The 18,740-nt window shown below is 73.0% G+C and carries 15 protein-coding genes; 4 read left to right on the top strand and 11 right to left on the bottom strand.

The features are described from left to right. Positions 1-90 precede the first annotated feature (90 nt). The 3 genes from ACIBK8_RS06630 to ACIBK8_RS06640 form a co-directional block, all read right to left on the bottom strand. A complete protein-coding gene (locus tag ACIBK8_RS06630; RefSeq protein ID WP_399040487.1) occupies positions 91-615 on the bottom strand; it encodes a DUF1990 family protein in 525 nt (174 codons plus the stop codon). Further along, the gene (locus tag ACIBK8_RS06635) at positions 612-1,484 is read right to left on the bottom strand and encodes a YndJ family protein (protein WP_399040488.1); all 873 of its coding nucleotides are present in this window, start codon (positions 1,482-1,484) and stop codon (positions 612-614) included. The genes ACIBK8_RS06630 and ACIBK8_RS06635 overlap by 4 nt, the downstream gene beginning before the upstream one ends. A gap of 270 nt (positions 1,485-1,754) precedes the next feature. Beyond that, entirely contained in the window at positions 1,755-2,384 is a 630-nt protein-coding gene (locus tag ACIBK8_RS06640; RefSeq protein WP_399040489.1) for a TetR/AcrR family transcriptional regulator, read from the bottom strand. A gap of 192 nt (positions 2,385-2,576) precedes the next feature. Between ACIBK8_RS06640 and ACIBK8_RS06645 the strand changes: the two genes are divergently transcribed. Next, positions 2,577-3,539, top strand: coding sequence for a zinc-binding dehydrogenase (locus tag ACIBK8_RS06645; RefSeq protein ID WP_399040753.1), 963 nt, complete (start codon positions 2,577-2,579; stop codon positions 3,537-3,539). 59 nt (positions 3,540-3,598) lie between these two features. On the opposite strand, the gene ACIBK8_RS06650 is transcribed toward ACIBK8_RS06645, so the two are convergent. Continuing rightward, positions 3,599-5,233 carry an acyl-CoA dehydrogenase family protein gene (locus ACIBK8_RS06650; protein ID WP_399040490.1) on the bottom strand — a complete coding sequence of 545 codons (1,635 nt, stop codon included), beginning with the start codon at positions 5,231-5,233 and terminating at the stop codon, positions 3,599-3,601. Between the two features lie 54 nt (positions 5,234-5,287). On the opposite strand from ACIBK8_RS06650, the gene ACIBK8_RS06655 reads away from it, so the two are divergent. Then, a complete protein-coding gene (locus ACIBK8_RS06655) occupies positions 5,288-6,034 on the top strand; it encodes a PaaX family transcriptional regulator C-terminal domain-containing protein (protein WP_399040491.1) in 747 nt (248 codons plus the stop codon). A gap of 56 nt (positions 6,035-6,090) precedes the next feature. On the opposite strand, the gene ACIBK8_RS06660 is transcribed toward ACIBK8_RS06655, so the two are convergent. Together ACIBK8_RS06660 and ACIBK8_RS06665 are read right to left on the bottom strand one after the other, a co-directional pair. Next, on the bottom strand, positions 6,091-7,554 hold the full coding sequence (locus ACIBK8_RS06660) for an amino acid permease (protein ID WP_399040492.1): 1,464 nt from the start codon (positions 7,552-7,554) through the stop codon (positions 6,091-6,093). A gap of 89 nt (positions 7,555-7,643) precedes the next feature. Continuing rightward, a complete protein-coding gene (locus ACIBK8_RS06665; protein ID WP_399040493.1) occupies positions 7,644-8,837 on the bottom strand; it encodes a lactonase family protein in 1,194 nt (397 codons plus the stop codon). Positions 8,838-9,238: 401 nt separating this feature from the next. On the opposite strand from ACIBK8_RS06665, the gene ACIBK8_RS06670 reads away from it, so the two are divergent. Beyond that, entirely contained in the window at positions 9,239-10,327 is a 1,089-nt protein-coding gene (locus tag ACIBK8_RS06670; protein WP_399040494.1) for a tetratricopeptide repeat protein, read from the top strand. Here the strand turns inward: ACIBK8_RS06670 and ACIBK8_RS06675 are convergent. Continuing rightward, positions 10,221-11,648 carry a lipase maturation factor family protein gene (locus tag ACIBK8_RS06675; RefSeq protein ID WP_399040495.1) on the bottom strand — a complete coding sequence of 476 codons (1,428 nt, stop codon included), beginning with the start codon at positions 11,646-11,648 and terminating at the stop codon, positions 10,221-10,223. The genes ACIBK8_RS06670 and ACIBK8_RS06675 overlap by 107 nt on opposite strands. 393 nt (positions 11,649-12,041) lie before the next feature. Between ACIBK8_RS06675 and ACIBK8_RS06680 the strand changes: the two genes are divergently transcribed. Next, positions 12,042-12,212 carry a hypothetical protein gene (locus tag ACIBK8_RS06680; protein WP_393681509.1) on the top strand — a complete coding sequence of 57 codons (171 nt, stop codon included), beginning with the start codon at positions 12,042-12,044 and terminating at the stop codon, positions 12,210-12,212. A gap of 87 nt (positions 12,213-12,299) precedes the next feature. On the opposite strand, the gene ACIBK8_RS06685 is transcribed toward ACIBK8_RS06680, so the two are convergent. The 4 genes from ACIBK8_RS06685 to tkt all read right to left on the bottom strand — a co-directional run bounded on the left by ACIBK8_RS06685 (position 12,300) and on the right by tkt (position 18,710). Beyond that, a complete protein-coding gene (locus ACIBK8_RS06685; RefSeq protein ID WP_399040496.1) occupies positions 12,300-14,129 on the bottom strand; it encodes an alpha-L-fucosidase in 1,830 nt (609 codons plus the stop codon). A 308-nt stretch (positions 14,130-14,437) separates the two neighbouring features. Next, positions 14,438-15,508 (bottom strand): NAD(P)-dependent alcohol dehydrogenase, encoded by a 1,071-nt coding sequence (locus ACIBK8_RS06690; RefSeq protein ID WP_399040498.1) that lies wholly within the window; start codon positions 15,506-15,508, stop codon positions 14,438-14,440. Continuing rightward, positions 15,505-16,518, bottom strand: a complete 1,014-nt coding sequence (locus ACIBK8_RS06695; RefSeq protein WP_399040499.1) for a zinc-dependent alcohol dehydrogenase family protein — start codon at positions 16,516-16,518, stop codon at positions 15,505-15,507. Before ACIBK8_RS06695 ends, ACIBK8_RS06690 begins: the two co-directional genes overlap by 4 nt. Before the next feature lie 5 nt (positions 16,519-16,523). Next, positions 16,524-18,710: a transketolase gene (tkt, locus tag ACIBK8_RS06700; protein WP_399040500.1), complete on the bottom strand. Its 2,187-nt coding sequence runs from the start codon at positions 18,708-18,710 to the stop codon at positions 16,524-16,526. Between the last annotated feature and the right edge of the window lie 30 nt (positions 18,711-18,740).

Raw genomic sequence — 18,740 nt, forward strand, 5'->3', positions numbered from 1 at the left:
ACGGGGCCGGTGGTGAAGGTCCGATGAAGGCGGGGTGGACGTATGACCGACACCGGGGGTGCGGCCCGGCCGTCTTACCCCGCCGATGGTTCAACGCGGGCCGGACCGCCGCCCGTTCACCAGGCGGCGCAGCTGCCGCCCGCAGTACCGGGCGTAGCCGCGCTGCGCGAGGGGCACCAGCGGGCCCGCGAGCCGGGTGAGGAGTGCGGCCGGGCGGCTGAACGCGGTGACGGTGAACCACACGGACCCGTCGGGCCTGATGTCGACGACGAATGACTCCTCGCCGCATTCGGGATGACCGGCGCGGGTGCCGTAGCCGAAGCCGATGCGGTTCTCCTCGTCGGCCCGCCACACCACCCGGCACGGCGCCAGCAGCCGCACGGGCCCGACGCCGAGCGAGATCTCGACCTCCACACCGGGCGCCGCCCGCCCGGCACTCGCCCGCACCCCGGCGCCCGTCGCCCGGTGCATCCGGAACGTGGTGACCGCCTCGCCCGCCGCCGCGAACACCGCGCGCCCGTGCCCGATCGGCACCTCGACGTGCAGATGGTTGTAGCCGGCCGGCAGCGGCGTGCGCAGAGTGGCGCCTTCCTCGGGGTAGTTGAGGTCGTTCATGCGGTGCGTCCCTTGAGAGTCGGGGTGGTGGTCGCGGCGGCGGGGGCGCCGTCGTGGGGGAGCGGGCGCAGGCGGCGCCGGGCGAGCAGCGCGCAGAGGGCGAAGCCGATGGCGTTGCCGAGACCGTGGGTGGCCGCCATCCAGGCCAGTGTGGGGTGCGGCAGCCCCGTGGCCTCGCCGAGCGCCCAGCTCAGCGCCAGCAGCATGGTCGCGACGAGGACGACGGCCGATGTGCCGAGCAGCGCGCGGGTCGTCCGGTCCTGCCCCGCGGCGCCGATGTCGCGCCAGGTCAGCAGGCCGACCAGCCACATCCCGCAGGTCAGCACCAGCGCCCCGGCCAGCTCCGCCCAGTCGTCGACGAAGTACCCGGCGAGCACCAGCAGGGTGCCGACCGGGACGCTCAGCGCCGCGATCCGGCCCGCCCGGCCCGTCCCGGTGCGGCACACCAGGCCCGCGATCAGTGCGGCTGCGAAGCCCGCGAAGTGGAAGTGCGGCACGGTCAGCGCCAGGATGTCGAGGTCGAAGCCGAACAGCCGGTGCCCCGAGCGCTCGGCGACCAGCGCGATCCCCGCGACGGCCGGAGTGGCCAGCGCCGTCAGCACCGCGATCTCCGGGGCGGCGAGCGAGCGGGTGCGGGCGAGCCGCAGCGGTGCCTGCGCGGCGAGCGCGAGGGTGGCCAGCGCGTACACCGCGGCACAGCCGACGGCGGCCGGACCGCGGGGCAGCCACAGCGCGACGGCCCCCACGGCGGCGGCCGTCGGCCAGCATCTGCGGATGACGGCGAGCTCCGGCGCGTCGAGGAGCGAAAGCCCGAGCGGGATCACGACCAGCATCCCGAGCATGACGATGAGTGGGACCAATACGGTCACCGCGTCCCCCTTTTTTCCATGACGTGTGCCGCCGCGCGCACGACCGGCGTGGCCGCGTCCGCGCGCTGTGCGGCGTTCCGTGGACGACCCTACGCCGGGAATTGAACGTGTTCAAGAAAGCGGGTGCGGGGCCCCGGCGGTCCGTGGTGACGGGGGAGCGGAACGGCGGTGACATGCGAAAGCGGGTGGCCGCAGAGTTTCTGCGACCACCCGCAGGTGGGTATCGGCGGCACCGGGGCGCCGCCGGACGTGGATACCGCCCGCCCGCCGTCAGCCGCCGTCCGGTGCCGCGGACGCCAGCCGTGCCGCCGGCGGTAGCGGTGCGTGCCGAGGGCAGGCCGCGAACGCCTGGATCGCCAGCGCCGCGAAGCGTCGGGAGGCCATGACCTGGGTGGCGGTCGATGCGGTGCGGATCCCCTTGTTGGCCATGAGGACGAGAACGAGGTCGTCCAGGACGAAGTCGGACCGCAAGTGCCCTGCGTCCTTGGCCCGTTGAGCCAGCCCGGCGACCGCCTTCAGTGTGGATGCGCGGCCGGCGACATCCAGCGCCCCCGGGAAGGCCGACAGGAAGGCTTCGGTGAGACCCCGGTCCCGGGCGTGCAGCTCACAGATCTTCTCGATCACCAGGCACAGGCCGTGCCACGGATCGGGGTCGGCGCACCCCTCGTCGACGATGGCGCGACACGCGCGCAACTGCTCCGCGAAGGCTTCGGTGACCAGCGCCTGCTTGGTCGGGAAGCGACGGTACAAGGTGGCAGGTCCCACCCCCGCGCGCCGCGCGATCTCCCGCATCGGCACGTCCAGTCCGTCGGTGGAGAACAGCGCTCGGGCCGCGTCGAGGATCCGCTCGCGGTTGTCCAGCGCGTCGGAACGCAGGGTGTGAGGCAAACGCTCGCGCATGCTCTCACTTTAGCCAAGTGGACGGGGGCGTCCACTACCGTTCACGACGTCACAGCTCGCCGGGATCAGCGGGCGCCCGGCGCCGGGACCGCACCCGCGCCGCGCCGTGAACTCCCTCCCGCCGTCGGCGGTGAGCGGCGGCGGGTACCGAGCAGGGCCGCACGTGAGCGGTCCGGGAACATGGAGACGACATTGAAGGCCATCGTGATCCGGACCTACGGCGGCCCTGAAGGGCTGGCCGTCGTTGACCTGCCGGCTCCCGTACCCGCTGCCGGACAGGTGCTGATCGCCACCGAGGCCGTGGGTGTCGGTGGCGTCGACACCGTGCTCCGCAGCGGGGCCCTGGCCGCACACGGCTTCAAGGAGGGCCAGATCCCGGGCAGTGAGGTGGCGGGCACCGTGACCGCGGTCGGTGACGGTGTCGACGCCTCGTGGACCGGTCGGCGGGTGTGGGCCTTCACCGGCACGGGCGGAGGCTACGTCGAACAGGCCATCGCGTCGGTCGAGGAGATCCTTCCCCTGCCCGCGAACCTTTCCGTGGCCGACGCGGTGACTCTCGGCGGTTCCGGCGTGGTGGCCCACTTCGGGCTCCGCCACGCCCACTTCGCTCCCGGGGAGGCGGTCCTGGTGCGTGGCGCGGCCGGCAGCATCGGCATCATGGCCGTGCAACTCGCCGCTCGTGGCGGCGCCGCCGCAGTGGCGGTCACCACCTCGTCGGCCGAGCGCGGCGAGCGGCTGCGACGTCTCGGCGCCACCCACGTGCTGGACCGCTCCGGCGGCGGAGGGGAACAAGCCCCCGCAGGCTATGACGTCATCATCGACGTGGTGGCAGGCCAGGACCTGCCGTCGTTCTTCGACCGGCTCCATCCGAACGGCCGCATGGTGGCCGTGGGCGCGGTTGCCGGCCGGCCACCGGCGGACTTCGGCACGAAGATCATGACGGCGTTCCAGAAGTCGATGTCCTTCGCCGCCTTCAGCGCGGCGACGGTCACCGGAGCCGACCGGCAGGCCGTACGGGCCGAGCAGTTCGCCGCGGCGGGCCGCGGCGAGATCGCAACGGTGGTGCACGAGGTGCTGCCGCTGGACGCAGCCGAGCTGGCGCACCGGAAGATGGACGCGGGCGAGGTCTTCGGCAGGATCGTCCTGACGCCGTAGCCGTAGCCGTAGCCGTAGCCGAAGGCGTTCGCGCCGGGCTTGCCGTCAGACGCGCCTGGCTAGGCGCGGGCGCGCTCCAGGATCGACGTCAGGTCGGCGCCGGCCGGGAGGGTGCCGAAGGCGTTGCCCCACTCGCCGGCGAGGCGTGAGGCGCAGAAGGCGTCGGCGACCGCGGGGTGGCTGTGCCGTACCAGCAGCGAGCCCTGGAGGACCAGCGCCATCCGCTCGGCGAGGGTGCGTGCCATCAGCTGCGCCCGCTCCGGGTCGGCCAATCCGGGCAGCATCGAACGGACTCCGGCCACCGCCGCGTCCAGCCGCCGGTCCGCGCCCGACGCGGCGTCCACCTCGGTGAAGAAGGCGTCCAGCGCGGCCGGTTCCCTGCCCAGGGCCCGCAGGACGTCCAGCGCCGCGACGTTTCCCGAGCCCTCCCAGATCGACAGCAGCGGCGCCTCGCGGTAGAGCCGCGGCATGCCGGACTCCTCGACGTAGCCGTTGCCGCCGAGGCACTCCAGGGCCTCCGCCGCGTGCGTGCTGCCCCGCTTGCACACCCAGTACTTTCCGGCCGCCAGTGCCAGTCGGCGCAGCGCCGCCTCGCCCGCGTCCCCGGCCTGCGACCTGTCCACCGCCGCCGCCAGCCGCATGCCGAGCACCGTCGCCGCCTCCGACTCGATCGCGAGGTCGGCGAGCACGGAGCGCATCAGGGGCTGCTGGTCCAACTCCCGCCCGAACGCCCGCCGGTGGGCGGTGTGGTGCAGTGCCTGCCGCAGCCCCGCCCGCATCCCGGCGGCCGACCCGAGCACGCAGTCGAGCCGCGTCATGTTGACCATCTCGACGATGGTCCGCACCCCGCGCCCCGGCTCGCCCACCGGCCAGGCCACCGCCTCGTCGTACTCGATCTCGGACGAGGCGTTGGAGCGGTTGCCCAGCTTGTCCTTCAGCCGCATCAGCCGCAGGCCGTTACGGGTGCCGTCCGGCAGTACCCGCGGCAGCAGGAAGCAGCTCAGCCCCTCGTCGGTCTGCGCCAGCGTCAGGAAGACGTCGCTCATCGGCGCGGAGGTGAACCACTTGTGGCCGGTGATCCGGTACGTCCCGTCGCCGGACGGGACCGCGCGGGTGGTGTTGGCGCGCACGTCGGAGCCGCCCTGCTTCTCCGTCATCGACATGCCGGCGATCAGGCCCGACTTGGTCAGCGGCGCCCGCAGCCCGAAGTCGTAGGTGCGGGCGGCGAGCAGCGGCTCGTACTGCGCGGCGAGTTCCGGGGCGGCCCGCAGCGCCGGCACCGCCGCGTACGTCATCGAGACCGGGCAGCCGTGCCCCGGCTCGGCCTGCGACCAGACGTAGAACTTCGCCGCGCGCACCAGATGGGCGCCGGGGCGGTCGTCGGCCCACGGCGCGGCGTGCAGGCCGTGTTCCACCGCCACCGTCATCAGTTGGTGCCAGGCCGGGTGGAACTCGACCTCGTCGATGCGGTGCCCGTACCGGTCGTGGGTGTGCAGCCGGGGCGGCTGCTCCTCCGCCCAGCGGGCCTGGTCCTGGACGTCCGGCGAACCGGCCAGCGCGCCCAGCTCGGCGACCTCCTTCTCGCCCCATCCGGCGCCTTCCCGGTGGAGCGCTTCCCGCAGGGCCGGTTCGTCCGCAGTGCTGAACCCGGTCAGCTGCGGTGCCTGGTTCACAACGTCATGGGTGACGGTCATGGTCCGATGTTACAGTTCTGGGACAGGTGAAGGAAAGACGTAAGGAGTGGGTTCATGGACCGCGGCGACGCCGCGCGGCTCGCCGTACGGCCGCTCACGGCCCGCTCGATCGTGCTCAGCACGCTCCTCGGCCACCACCCGCCACAGCTGCCGGCCCGCGCCCTGGTCAGGGTCGGCGAACTCTTCGGCATCGCCGAGGGCACGGTCCGCGTCGCGCTCTCCCGGATGGTGGCGGCGGGCGACCTGCGGCACGGCGACGACGGCTACGGCCTGACCGCCCGGCTGCTGGAGCGGCAGGCCCGGCAGGACGAGAGCCGCACCCCGCGCACGCTGCCCTGGGACGGCGGCTGGGAGATCGCCGTCGTCACCGCGGAGCGCCGCCCGGCGGCCGACCGCACCGCCCTGCGCCAGGCCATGGCCGGCCTGCGGCTCGCCGAACTCCGCGAGGGCAGCTGGCTGCGCCCCGCCAACCTCGGAAGACCCCGCCCGCAGGCCGCCGCTGAACAGTGCACCTGGCTCACCGGCACCCCGGACGAGGACCCGGCGGCGCTCGCCGCCAGGCTGTGGGACCTCGACGGCTGGGCCGCCCGCGCCGAGGCCCTGGCCGCCGCGCTGGACCGGGCGGCCGGGCCCGCCGAGCGCTTCACCGTCGCCGCCGCCGCGCTGCGCCATCTCCTCGCCGACCCGCTGCTGCCGGAACCGCTGCTGCCCACCGGCTGGCCGGGCGCGGCACTGCGGCGGCGCTACGACGCGTTCGAGGCCGAACTACGGGAACTGCTGCGTCAGTACCTGGAGGGGTAACGACCTGGGGAGCAACAGCCCTCGGCGTCGGCTGCTGCTCCCCAGGTCGTAAGCCGTCAGGCCCGGGACGCGGCACCCACGGCGTCCGCCTCCGTCCCCGCTTCCGCCTCATCCGCTGCCGGGGCCGGGCCGCGCCGACGGCGCACCTCGTAGCCCGCCAGCACCACGGCCACCGTCAGCAGGCTCAGCCAGAACTGTGAACGGCTGTCGGGCAGCACCGCCATCGCGGCGATCACCGCCGTCATCGCCGCGATGGTCACCCAGCTCAGCCACGGGAACAGCCACATCTTCAGGGTCAGCCGCCCCGGCTCGTCACGTTCGATGCGCCGCCGCATCCGCACCTGCGCGAAGGCGATCGCCAGATAGACGAACAGGGCGATCGCACCGTAGGAGTTGATCAGGAACGAGAAGACGACGTCGGGCGAGATCCAGGCCGCGATCACCGACAGGTAGCCGACCGAGGTCCCGGCGAGCAGTGCCCGGCGCGGCACCCCGCTGTGGCTCACCGCGGTGAAGGCGCGCGGCGCGTCGCCGTTGCCGGTGAGCGCGAACAGCATCCGCGACGAGGTGTACAGCGCGGAGTTCAGGCAGGACAGCACGGCGACCAGCACCAGCGCGTTCATCACCGTACCCGCGGCCGGCACCGCCAGCCGGTCGAGCACCGCGGCGTACGGACTGACCTCGATCGCCTTCGACGTCCACGGCACCACCGCGACCACCAGGAAGATCGACAGCACGTAGAACGCCACCACCCGCAGCACGATCGAGCGGATCGCCTCGGCCACCGCCCGCTCCGGCTCGACGGATTCGGCCGCGGCGATGGTGACGATCTCGGCGCCCGTGAAGAAGCCGATGCAGGGGACGACCGCGGCGAGCACGGCGCCGACCCCCTCGGGGGCGAACCCGCCGTGCGAGGTCAGCAGCGCCAGGCCGCCCGTGGCGTGCGGCCACAGCCCCAGGACGTAGAGCGCGCCCAGGAAGAGGAACACGACGATCGCCACGACCTTGATCGACGAGAACCAGTACTCGAACTCGCCGTACGCGCGGGCCGAGACCATGTTCGTCGCGGTCAGCAGCGCCATCAGCACCAGGCTGACCGCCCACAACGGCGCGCCGGGCAGCCACAGTTGGATGATCCGGCCGCCGGCCACCGCCTCCACGGCCACCACGATCACGAAGAAGTACCAGTACAGCCAGCCGACGGTGAAGCCCGCCCGCAGCCCCAGCGTCTCGCGCACATGCGCGTAGAACGAGCCCTGCGCGGGGCGGGCGACGGTCATCTCCGCCAGCATCCGCATGATCAGTACGGTCAGCACCCCGGCGGCGAGGAAGGACAGCACGGCGGCGGGGCCCGTCGCGTGCACGACGACGCCGCTGCCGACGAACAGGCCCGCCCCGATCACCCCGCCGAGCGCGATCAGCTGCATGTGACGGCGCTTGAGGCCCTGTTGCAGCCCGGCCCCGGGACCGTCCTGTGCGGCGTGCGGCGCGCCGCCGTCGCGTGCTGTTCCCGTACTCATGGGTGGCGACGCTAACCCGCGAATCCTGCGGCACTGTTGCGGCGGTGTTTCGCCTTCGGCCGGGTGCCGCCGGTGTCAGCCCCCGGGGCTCAGAGCGGCAGCGCGCACACCGCGACCGGGGCCGCGAACGGCTCGCCGAGCGGCGCCAGCGCCCCGCTCTTCGCGTCGACCGAGAACACCGTCACCGTCCCCGACTTCTGGTTGGCCGCGAACAGCAGCCGCTCGTCAGGCGAGAAGGCGATGTGCCGCGGGAAGTCACCGCCCACCGGCACCGTGTCCAGCAGCCGCAGCCGCCCGCCGTCGGCCTCCACCGCGTACCGCGTCAGGCTGTTGTGCCCGCGGTTGGCGAGGAAGGCGAAGCCGCCGTCCGCGGTGACCAGCAGCTGCGCCGGATAGCTGGTGCCTGACCCGGTCCCGGTTGACTGCGGCTCGCCCGGCGTCAGCCGCCCGCTGCCGGGGTCGTACCCGCAGACCACGACGGTGTTGTCGACCTCGTTCGCCAGATACGCGAACCGCCCCGACGGGTGGAACGTCAGATGCCGCGGACCCGCGCCCGGCCGCAGCGCCGCGTACGACACCTGGCTCAGCGTCCCGGCGCTCTCGTCCAGCCGGTAGGTGTAGACGGTGTCGGTGCCGAGGTCCACGGCGAGTACGTGCCCGCCGTCCGGGGCGGTGACGATCTGGTGGGCGTGCGGCCCGTCCTGGCCGGGCCCCGGCGGCGGGCTGGTGTGGGCGACCAGGTCCGTGCGCTCGCCCAGCGCGCCGCCCGCCGACGGGTCGACCGGATGCACCGCCACACTGCCCGAGAGGTAGTTCGCGCTGAACAGCCAGCGCCCGCCGGGGTGCACCGACAGATGGCAGGGCCCGGCCCCGCCTGTGGCGCGGCTGCCCAGCACCTCGGGCCGGCCGCCGTCCGGCAGCGCGATCGCGGTCACCGCGCCCTCCTGCTGCTCGTCGACCGCGTAGAGGGTGCGGCCGTCCGGGGCGAGCGCGAGGTACGAGGGATCGGCGACCCCGGCCACCACGCCGGTCGCGGTGATCAGGCCGCTCGCCGCGTCGTAGGTGCCCGTGCCGATGCCGGTACCGCCGCCCGCCATGGAGGTGTACGTGCCCAGGAACAACGGCCGTCGGTCCCGCGGCGTGCGGCCGGGGCGCTGCCCGGCCTGCGCGGGAGCGGCGTCCTGGAGGCCGAGTGCGGCGGCGCCCGCGGCGGCGGCCAGACCGGCGGCGGTCCCGATGATGTGCCGGCGGCCGATCCCGGGCCCTGTCCGTGCTGCGTTCATGCCACACCTCGGCGTTCGACGGGGGTTGCGGTCCGCGGGCGGTGCCCCGCGCACGCCCCGGTGATCGCGGAGGCGCGCAGCCAGGGTGGCCCGTACGGCGCGCTACGGCAAGAGGCGCAACACAAAGTGCAGTCTGTGCAACGGTTGGGCGGGGTGGTGGTGCTCAACTACCCGGCGGGGGGCGGTGGTTGGCGGCCGTACCGGGCCCGGAATCGGCGAGTCCGCAGGTCGTGGCGCCGGCACGGCACCCTGAGACGTCCGTACATCCCGATGATGACCAAGCCCCCACACGTAGCACTGAAGTCGTACGCGACAACACATACGCCGACGGATTCGCCGGCCCCCCTCCGGCTCGTAGTTTCTTGATCGACGCAGGAACGTGAGCGAGAGGCGACGAGAATATGTACGGCAAGGCATTCGCCCCGGAGTACCAAGGGCAGATCGGCTCGTCGCTGGATGTGAACTCCTCGTACGAGGAGGTGCTGGCCACCGCGAGCCGTGCGCACCGCGAGGCCGGTGACGCACTGGAGCGGGCGCGCGCCGCACTCGCCGTGGGCGAGGCCAACCGGCGGCTCGGACGGGTGGCACAGGCGGGCGCGGCCTGGCGGGAGAGCTACCGCAGCGGCCGGGAGGCGGGCGACGGCGGCGCCATGGCCTGGGCGCTGTGGAGCGGCGGCACCCTCGCCCGGCAGTGCGGATCGCTGGCGCTGGCCCGCAGGCTGCTCACCCACGCCGTGGCACTCGCCGACGCGGCGGGCGACCGGCTGGCCCACGGCTACTCCCTCGCAGGTCTCGCCGAAACCGGCCGCATCCAGGGCGACTACGCCGCCGTCGCCGACCTCCACGAGCAGCTGCTGGCGCAGGGCAGGGCGCACGGCGAGGCCCGCCACATGGTCTGGGCGATGTCCGGCATCGCGCAGATGCACCGCAACACCGGAGACCTCGCCAAGGCGCTGGAACTCTTCGAAGAGTCCGCACGCATAGCCGCCGATGCCGACGACGCCCGCGGGCACGCCTGGTCGCTGCGCGGGATAGCCGACGTCCTGTCCGCGCAGGGAGAGACGGACAGGGCGCTGGAACTGCTCTCCGAGGCGGAGGTCATCTGCCGCACCATGGACCTGGCGAGCGCGCTCGCCTACAACCACAAGATGCGCGGCAACGTCCTCTACCGCGCCGGACGCTACGAGCCCGCCCGGGACATCTACGCCGTGGCGCTGCGCGAGTTCACCGAGATGCGCGAGCCGCGCGGCGCCGCACTCGCCCGGCTCGGACTGACCAAGTCACGCTCCCGCCTGGGCCGCGACCACGCCGAGACCCTCAGCGAACTCACCGACGTGGAAAGGGAACTGGACCGCATCGGGCTGCGGCACGCCAAGGAAGCGGTCATCGCCTTCCGGGCCGAGACGACAGAGCGGTGGGCGGCAGAAACATCCGTACCTCGCTGCGATGCCACCACGCCCCTGACTCCCGCAGCTCCCGCGGGCTGGTGAAGCGGTACTCGAACAACCGGGCCCGCACCCGGGCGGGCGGCGCGTCGGGGAACGGATTGCCGCGCAGCAGCCGCAGCGTGTCCCGGTCGTTCTCCAGCAGCCGTTCCACGAACGGACCGAACCAGGCGCGGGCGTAGGCGGGGGACAGCGCGGCGAACCACATCAGCCAGTCCAGACGCAGATGGTATGGCGCGAACTGGCGGGGCAGCCGCCGCACTTCGCCCGGCTTGCCGTGGAACTCGTAGGCCCGCCAGACCGTGCCGGGCCCGTCGGCCGCCGCGGACGTCCCCTCGACGACGATCTCCCGCCTGATCCGGGTGATGCTGCCGAAGGCGCCGTAGGAGTTGACCAGGTGCAGCGACTCGTAGGACGTGTTCATCAGCTGCCCGCGGGTCAGGAGGTTGCGGGCCGGGCGGTAGCTGAGGGCCAGGACGAGCGCGGTCAGCGCGCAGACCAGGACCTCGAACCACAGCGGGGACGGGCCCTGCGCCGCGGGCGGGCGGACCGGCAGCAGGGCTCCGGCGACCGCCAGGGCCGGGGCGATCGTCAGCCAGTTCAGCCAGGCGAAGTTGCCGGAAAGCACCAGCCACAGCTGGGTGACGGCCATCGCGAGCGCGGCCCAGCCCGCCACCGGTTGCGGGGTGAACAGCAGGACGGGCAGCACGAGTTGGGCCACGTGGTTGGCGGCCACCTCCACCCGGTGCAGCGGCTTGGGCAGATGGTGGAAGAACCAGCTCAGCGGGCCCGGCATCGGCTGCGTCTCGTGGTGGTAGTACAGGCAGGTCAGATCGCGCCAGCAGCGGTCCCCGCGCATCTTGATCAGCCCCGCGCCGAACTCCACCCGGAAGAGCAGCCAGCGCAGCAGCCACAGGACCAGCACCGGGGGAGCGACGTCGTCGTTGCCCAGGAAGACGGCCAGCAGCCCCGTCTCCAGCAGCAGGGACTCCCAGCCGAAGCCGTACCAGGTCTGCCCGACGTTGACGATCGACAGGTACATCACCCACAGCACCGCCCACATCGCCATCGCCACACCCAGCGGCACGGCGTCGGCGGCCCCCGCGGCGACCGCAGCCGCCAGCAGCGCCCCGCACCACGACCAGCCGGCGAAGAACCGGTCCGAGTAGTGCCAGTGGAAGACCGAAGGCGAGGCGCGGAACGGCACCCGGGCCACGAACCGCGGCACCGGCAGCATCCCGCGCTCGCCCATCAGCGCCCGGAACTGCCGGGCCGCGGCGAGGAACGCGGTCAGATAGATGACGGCCACCAGCCGCTGGAAAACCAGCCGGCCCAGCCAGTAGTCGGAGTCGGAGAACCAGTCCACCCGCACAGGGGTAGCACCGGGGGCCCCGGCCAGGGGTCAGGCGCGCTCCGGCGGGCGCCCGGCGACCCGGCGGGAGGGGCGCGGCGGACGATCCGTCATTCGAATGGCGGGTCAGGTCCCAGGGGCCCTACAGCCGGTCAGCTGTCCGTGTTTGACCAGGTCTGGCGGTTTCTAAGGGCGGTATTTCCGCCTTCCAGGGGCTTGCGGTGATAGCCGGAAAAAGTCGAGCGCGGGTGCCCAGGCGTCGTTAGGGTGGGGGACGACGGAAGACCTTTCGGGGAGACGCCAACACCATCGGCCCGTCGCGGGATCGCCACAAACCCTTGGCTGACCTCCCGGTTTGCGAACGAGGCGCCACCGCGTCGGACCAATACTTCAATGAAGGAGTGCGTGGTGGCATTCGACAAGACGCAGTACAAGCAGCCCCGCGAGAAGCAGGGCGACCGCCCCGGACGGATCAAGGAAGTCCGCAACCTTGAGGTCTGGGGCCGCGGCGCCCCGGTGCGCCTCGCCGGCTGCGACGAGGACCCGGCCGAGCCGCACATCTTCCGCGGCATCGACTGACCTGTCGGCGGCGCAGCGCCCACCGGGGCTCAGAACTCCGCCCGCGTGCCGGGTTCCGGACCCTGGTGGGCGCCGTCCCGCCGCAGGTCAGTCCGCGTACAGTTGGCGCTGCGGCACGATCTGCTGCGACTGGCTCGGGCTCGACCACAGCAGCTTCATGTGGGCCTCGCCGCCGCGTTCCGTGTAGTCGATCCGGATGCGGTGCCGGTGGCCCGCCTTCAGCGTCACGGTGCCCTTGTCGACCGCGGCTTCGTGCGGCGTCGCGTGGTCGATCACCGGCTTGCCGTCGATCCAGACCCGCACGGTGTCGTCGGAGACCGTGGTCAGCGTGTACGTCTCGTCGTAGCGCGGCTGGATGCTGCCGGTCCAGCGGGTGCTGAAGTGGTCGGCGGGGATCCTGGGGTCGGGTGACCCGTCGAAGCGGTAGGACTTGTTGACTGTCGGGTCGACGGTGGTCACCGCGGGCGGGCCGGTGAAGGAGTCGTTCGCCCAGCTCTGCGCCGTCAGCCCGGTCCCGGTGCCGGCCGGTGCCGCCTTCGGGGGCGTGATGCGGAGCCGGATGACGCTCGCGAGCGGATCCGGAGCCGGGCCGGACGGCGTGAGGTCGAAGCCGTCGCCCGACGGCGTGACCTCGACGTGCCGGCCGCTGCCCAGCACCTCGGCGCCGGTGATCGCGAACGGTGCCTCGGCCGTCAGGTGCAGCGGAGCGCCGGACGCCGGCCAGGAGGTGACGGACGCGTAGAGGGTGTCGCCGCGCCGGGAGACCGCGCCCCAGGACGGCTCGGCGACCAGACCTGTGTACCCGGTGCCGTATACCGCGTCGCCCTGCCCGTGCGCACGCAGCCACGCTCCCGTCGCGCGCAGCCGGTCCACGGACGGCTGCGGGATCCGGCCGTGCCTGTCAGGGCCGACGTTCAGCAGGTAGTTGCCGCCGCGGCTCGCGACGTCCAGGAGATTGCGGACGACGGTGGCGGGCGACTTCCAGTGGGTGTCGTACTTCGCGAATCCCCAGTGGTCGTTCAGCGTCATGCAGCTCTCCCAGAGCTGCCCGTCCACCGGCCGGTCGGGGATCTCCTGTTCCGGTGTGCCGAAGTCGCCGTCGGCCACCCCGCGCTTGCCGACCCGGTTGTTGACGATCAGGCCGGGGTTCAGCCGGTGCAGATACGTCTGGAGATCGGCGCCGTCCCGGCGGGACCAGCGGTTGGTGGGGTCGTCCGCGTCCCATTCGCCGTCGAACCAGAGCAGCGCCGGGTCGTACCGCTCCACCAGCTCCTTGAGCTGGCCGTACATCCGCTTCTTGTACCGCGGGAAGGTCGCGGGGTCGGCGAAGTCGGGGTCGTGCCAGTCCCAGATCGAGTAGTAGAAGCCGAGCTTGATGCCGGCCGCGTCGGTGGCCTTCTTCAGCTCGGCGAGGATGTCGCGGTGCGGGTCGAACGCGGAGTGGTCGCGCAGGTTCCAGCGGTTCTGCCTCGTCGGCCACATCGCATAGCCGTCGTGGTGCTTGGAGGTGATGACGATGTAGCGCTGGCCTGCGGCCTTGGCGGCGCGCACGATCGCCTCGGCGTCGAAGTCCGCCGGGTTGAAGGTCGCCGCCTGCTTCTCGTACGCCGCGTCGGGGATCTTGCACTGGCGCTTGATCCACTCGGCGTCGTTGCACACCGTTCCGTCGGGCCGGGTGTACTCGCCCTCCAGGTTCGAGTAGGCGCCGAAGTGGATGAACATGCCGAAGCGGTCCTGGCGCCACCAGGAGGTGCGGTCGGCGGTGAACGGGTCGTCGGTCGCGTGGTTGGTGCCGGGACCGCCGGCGGGGCGGGGCGCGGGCGGTGCCGCGGCGGCCTGGCCGCCGAAGGACAGCAGCAGCGAACCCAGCAGCCCCAGCGCTCCCAGCAGCCGGAACGGTCCGGTACGGCGTTCCATCACAGGCTCCTCCGGTCGGTTCGGTCGGTTCGGTGAGTCGGTCGGTGGGACGGTCGTTCCGTCGGCCCCGGGCCGTTTCCGTGCCTCCGGCGCCACCCCCGCATGGTGCAGGCGTCCGGGGCGGACGGGAAGCCCTCGGACGGGAGAAACATCGGATCATCTCCCGGTGGTCGAAGGGGAGTTGCCTACTTCAAGGGTGTCGATGTCCGCAGACCTCGGATCTCATGGCGGCATGCGCAAGGCCCCGGGGAGCCGCACCACCCCGGGGCCTTCCGCGCGCGGTCACCGCTGAGGCGGGACCTGCGTGGTCACTGCTGCGGCAGGACCACCGCCTTGACGGAGGTCGCGTCCCGCGCGCCGGACGTCAGCGCCCGTTCCGTGTCGGCGAGCCCGTACCGATGGGTCACCAGGCGGTCCAGGTCGACCTCGCCCGACGCGACCAGACCGAGCGCGGTGGGCCAGGTGTGGGCGTACCTGAAGGTGCCGGTGACCTCCAGTTCGTACTGCTGGAGGCGGGGCAGCGGCAGGCTGACCTCGTCGCCGCCCATGCCGACCAGCACCACCCGTCCCGCCCGGCCCACCTGGCACACCGCCTCGGCGACGGCAGGGCCGAAGCCGGAGCACTCCAGCAGGACGTGCGGCTCGAACCCACTCTCGTTCAGGGGCTGTTCGGCGACGTTCAGCACCGCGGACGCGCCCAGCTCGGCCGCCAGCGCGAGCCGGTGCGGATTGACGTCGCTCACGACGACCTCGGCGGCGCCGAAGGCCCGTGCGCTCTGGAGGGCGACCAGGCCGATCGGCCCGGCGCCGGTGATCAGCACCCGGTCGCCCGGCGCCACCCGCGCCTTGCGGCAGGCCCAGACCCCCACCGACAGCGGTTCGAGCAGCGCAGCCGCCTCGTCGGACACCCCGTCGGGCACCGGATGGACGAAGTCCTCGTGCGCCAGGGCGAATTCGGCGAACGCGCCGTCCGCCTGGCCCGGGATCGCGAAGAAGTGCATCGCACGGCACAGGTTGTAACGCCCCTGCCGGCACTGCTCGCAGCCGCCGCACGGTGTGCCAGGCTCGATCGACACCCGCTCGCCAGGCACCCGGCGGGTGACACCGGCGCCCGTCGCGACGATCACCCCGCTCGGCTCGTGCCCCAGGATCAGCGGCCCGTCCACGCGCCAGCCGCCCAGCTCGCCCTCTTCGTAGAAGTGCACGTCGGAGCCGCAGGTGCCGACGGCGAGCACCCGCACCAGGACCTGCCGCGGCCCCGGCACCGGGACCGGCACCTCCTCGACGGCGAGCTGCCGGGGACCGCGCTGGACGGCCGCCCGCATGGTGCGCGGGAGCGGGCCGCCGTCCGCCGCGTCGCCCGGAAGGGCCGCTGTCATGCCACCGGGCCGTTCGGGACGATCTGGAGCTTGCGTCCTGTGCCCCGCTTGAAGGTGTCGAGGGCCTCGGCGTACTGGTCGAGACCGAACCGGTGCGTGATCATCGTCTCGGAGTCGATGACGCCCTTGCCCAGCAGCTCGACGGCCCGGCCGTAGCTGTGCAGGATCGCCATGCTGCCGACGATCCGGATCTCGTCGTTGTAGATGCGGAACGGCGAGAACCGCGCCATCTCCTGGTCGGGGGCACAGCCGAACTGCTGGAAGGTGCCGCCGCGGATCGGCCGGGTCAGCCCGTCCTCGATGGCGCGGATGTTGCCGGTGCAGTCGGTGACGACCTGCCAGCCGCGCGGGTGGTCGTCGGTCAGTGCGTCCGCGGTGGTGGCGACGGCGTCGGCGCCGAGCTTGCGGGCCACCGCCAGCCGGTCCTCGTTGATGTCGACGACCGAGACCGAGGCGGCACCGGCCCGTTGGGCGACCTGGAGGTAGAGCAGGCCCATCGTGCCCGCGCCGTAGATCAGGAAGTTGTCGCCCAGCTTCGGGTCGACGATGTCGAAGCCGCGCACGATGGTCGACAGCGGCTCGATGAGCGGGGCGTGCTCGGGCCGCACGGTCGCCGGCAGCCGGTAGAGGTTGCGGACCGGCACCTTGACGTACTCGGCGCAGGCGCCGTCGATGGTGATGCCGATCGTGCCCCACTGCTCGCAGAGGTTGCCGTGCCCTATGGAACAGAAGTGACACGAGCCGCAGTAGATCGCCGGGTCGGCGGCGACCAGGTCGCCCTCGGCGAAGCCGGTCACCGCGGTGCCCACGGCGACGATCTCGCCGGAGAACTCGTGGCCGGGGATCACGGGGTAGCGGGTCGGCCCGAACTCACCCGCGAGCATGTGCACATCGGTGCCGCACAGGCCGGAGGCCGTGACCTTGACGACGACGTCATCGGGGCCTGGTGTGGGGTCGGCGACGGTGGTGACGGACAGCTTGTTCGGTTCCTCGATGACAACTGCGCGCATGGTCGTTACCGCCTTTCGGGAGTGGGGGCGAGGGAGTGAGCGGGGTGCGGGACGGGTACGCCCGGCGGGAAGCCGGGACGGGTGCGGACGGCATCGCGTGCCGCTTCGACGACCGCTTCGGCGGTGATGCCGCAGGCGTCGAACAGTTCGGGCCCTGACGCGCAGGCACCGAAGTCCTCAAGTGACACGCAGCGCCCGCGGTCGCCGACGATCTCCCGCCAGCCCTGGGCGATGCCCGCCTCGACGGACACCCGGGCGGTGACGGCGGCCGGCAGCACGTGGTCCCGGTATCCGGCGTGCTGCTCCCGGAACCACTCGACGCAGGGCATCGACACCACGCGGGTGGGCACGCCGTCGGCCTGCAACCGCTCGCGGGCCGCCAGCGCGAGCTGCACTTCGGATCCGGTGCCGATGAGGATCACCTGCGGCAGCCCGCCGTCGCGCACCCCGTCGGCCTCGGCGAGTATGTACCCGCCGCGGGCGGCGCCGTCGGTGCCGGAGAGCACCGGCAGGTCCTGCCGGGACAGCGCCAGGCCGTGCGGCGCGGGCCGGTCACGGTGGCGCAGCAGGATCTCCGCCCAGACCGTGGTGGTCTCCGTCGCGTCGGCCGGGCGCACGACGTTGAGGCCCGGGATCGCGCGCAGCGAGGCGAGGTGTTCGACGGGCTGGTGGGTGGGGCCGTCCTCGCCGACGCCGATGGAGTCATGCGTCCATACATACGTCACCGGCAGCCGCATCAGCGCGGCCATCCGCACGGCCGGGCGCATGTAGTCGGCGAAGACCAGGAACGTCCCGCCGTAGATACGGGTGTTGCCGTGCAGCACGATGCCGTTCATCACCGCGCCCATGGCGTGCTCGCGGATGCCGTAGTGGACGGTGCGGCCGTACGGGTCGGCGGCGGGCAGCGGACTGTCCGCGGGCAGGAACGACGAGCCGGGGTCGATGGTGGTGTGGTTCGAACCTGCCAGGTCGGCCGAGCCGCCCCACAGTTCGGGGAGTACGGAGCCCAGCGCCTTGAGCACCGTTCCGGAGGCCCGGCGGGTCGCCACCCGGCCGTCCGCGGGGAAGGCGGGCAGCGCGCCCTGCCAGTCGTCGGGCAGCGCCCCCGCGAGGATCCGGGCGTACTCGGCGGCGCGTCCGGGGTGCCGGGCCTGCCAGGCGGTGAACTCCGTCCGCCACCGGTCGTGCGCCGCCCGGCCGCGGTCACCGGCCGCGCGGGTGTGCGCGAGGACGGCGGGCTCGACCGCGAAGTCCTGCTCCGGGTCGAAGCCGAGCAGCTCCTTGGTGGCCGCGACCTCGTCGGGGCCCAGGGCCGCACCGTGCGCGGCTGCGGTGCCGCGGGCGTGCGGTGCGGGCCAGGCGATGACGGTGCGGACGGCGACGAGCGAGGGCCGCCCGGTCTCGGCCCGCGCGGCCGACAGGGCGGCGTGCAGGGCGCTTTCGTCGACGTCGCCGTCCGGGCGGGTGGCGACCTGCTGGACGTGCCAGCCGAGGGCCGCGTAACGGGCGAGCACGTCCTCGCTGCTCGCGGCCCGGGTGTCGCCCTCGATGGTGATGCGGTTGTCGTCCCAGATCAGGACGAGGTTGCCGAGCCGCTGGTGTCCGGCCAGCGCGCTCGCCTCGGCGGTGACGCCCTCGGCCAGGCAGCCGTCGCCGGCCAGGGCCCAGACGGTGTGGTCGAACGGGGAGGTGCCGGCCGGCGCGTCCGGGTCGTACAGGCCGCGTTCGTAGCGGGCCGCCATCGCCATGCCGACCGCGTTGGCGACGCCCTGCCCCAGCGGCCCGGTGCTGGTCTCCACCCCGGCCGTGTGCCCGTACTCGGGGTGCCCCGGGGTCGCGCTGCCCTTACGGCGGAATGCCTTGAGGTCGTCCAGGGTCAGCCCGTAACCGGAGAGGAACAGCTGGGTGTAGAGGGTCAGCGAGGCGTGGCCTGCGGACAGCACGAAGCGGTCGCGGCCCGCCCAGTGCGGGTCGGCGGGGTCGTGCCGCATCAGGTGCTGGTGCAGCAGGTACGCGACCGGCGCCAGGCTCATCGCGGTGCCGGGGTGGCCGTGCCCGGCGCGCTGGACGGCGTCCATCGCCAGCACCCGGGCGGTGTCGACCGCGCGCCGGTCGGCGGCGCTCCAGACGAAGCCGCCGGCGGGGGCCGTGGCGCCCTGCTCCGCGGGTGGCGGGGGAGTCGTGCAGCTCACCGTGGGTCGGCTTCCTTCCGGGCGGTGGCG

Source organism: Streptomyces sp. NPDC050161, from assembly GCF_044460025.1.
GTDB lineage: Bacteria > Actinomycetota > Actinomycetes > Streptomycetales > Streptomycetaceae > Streptomyces.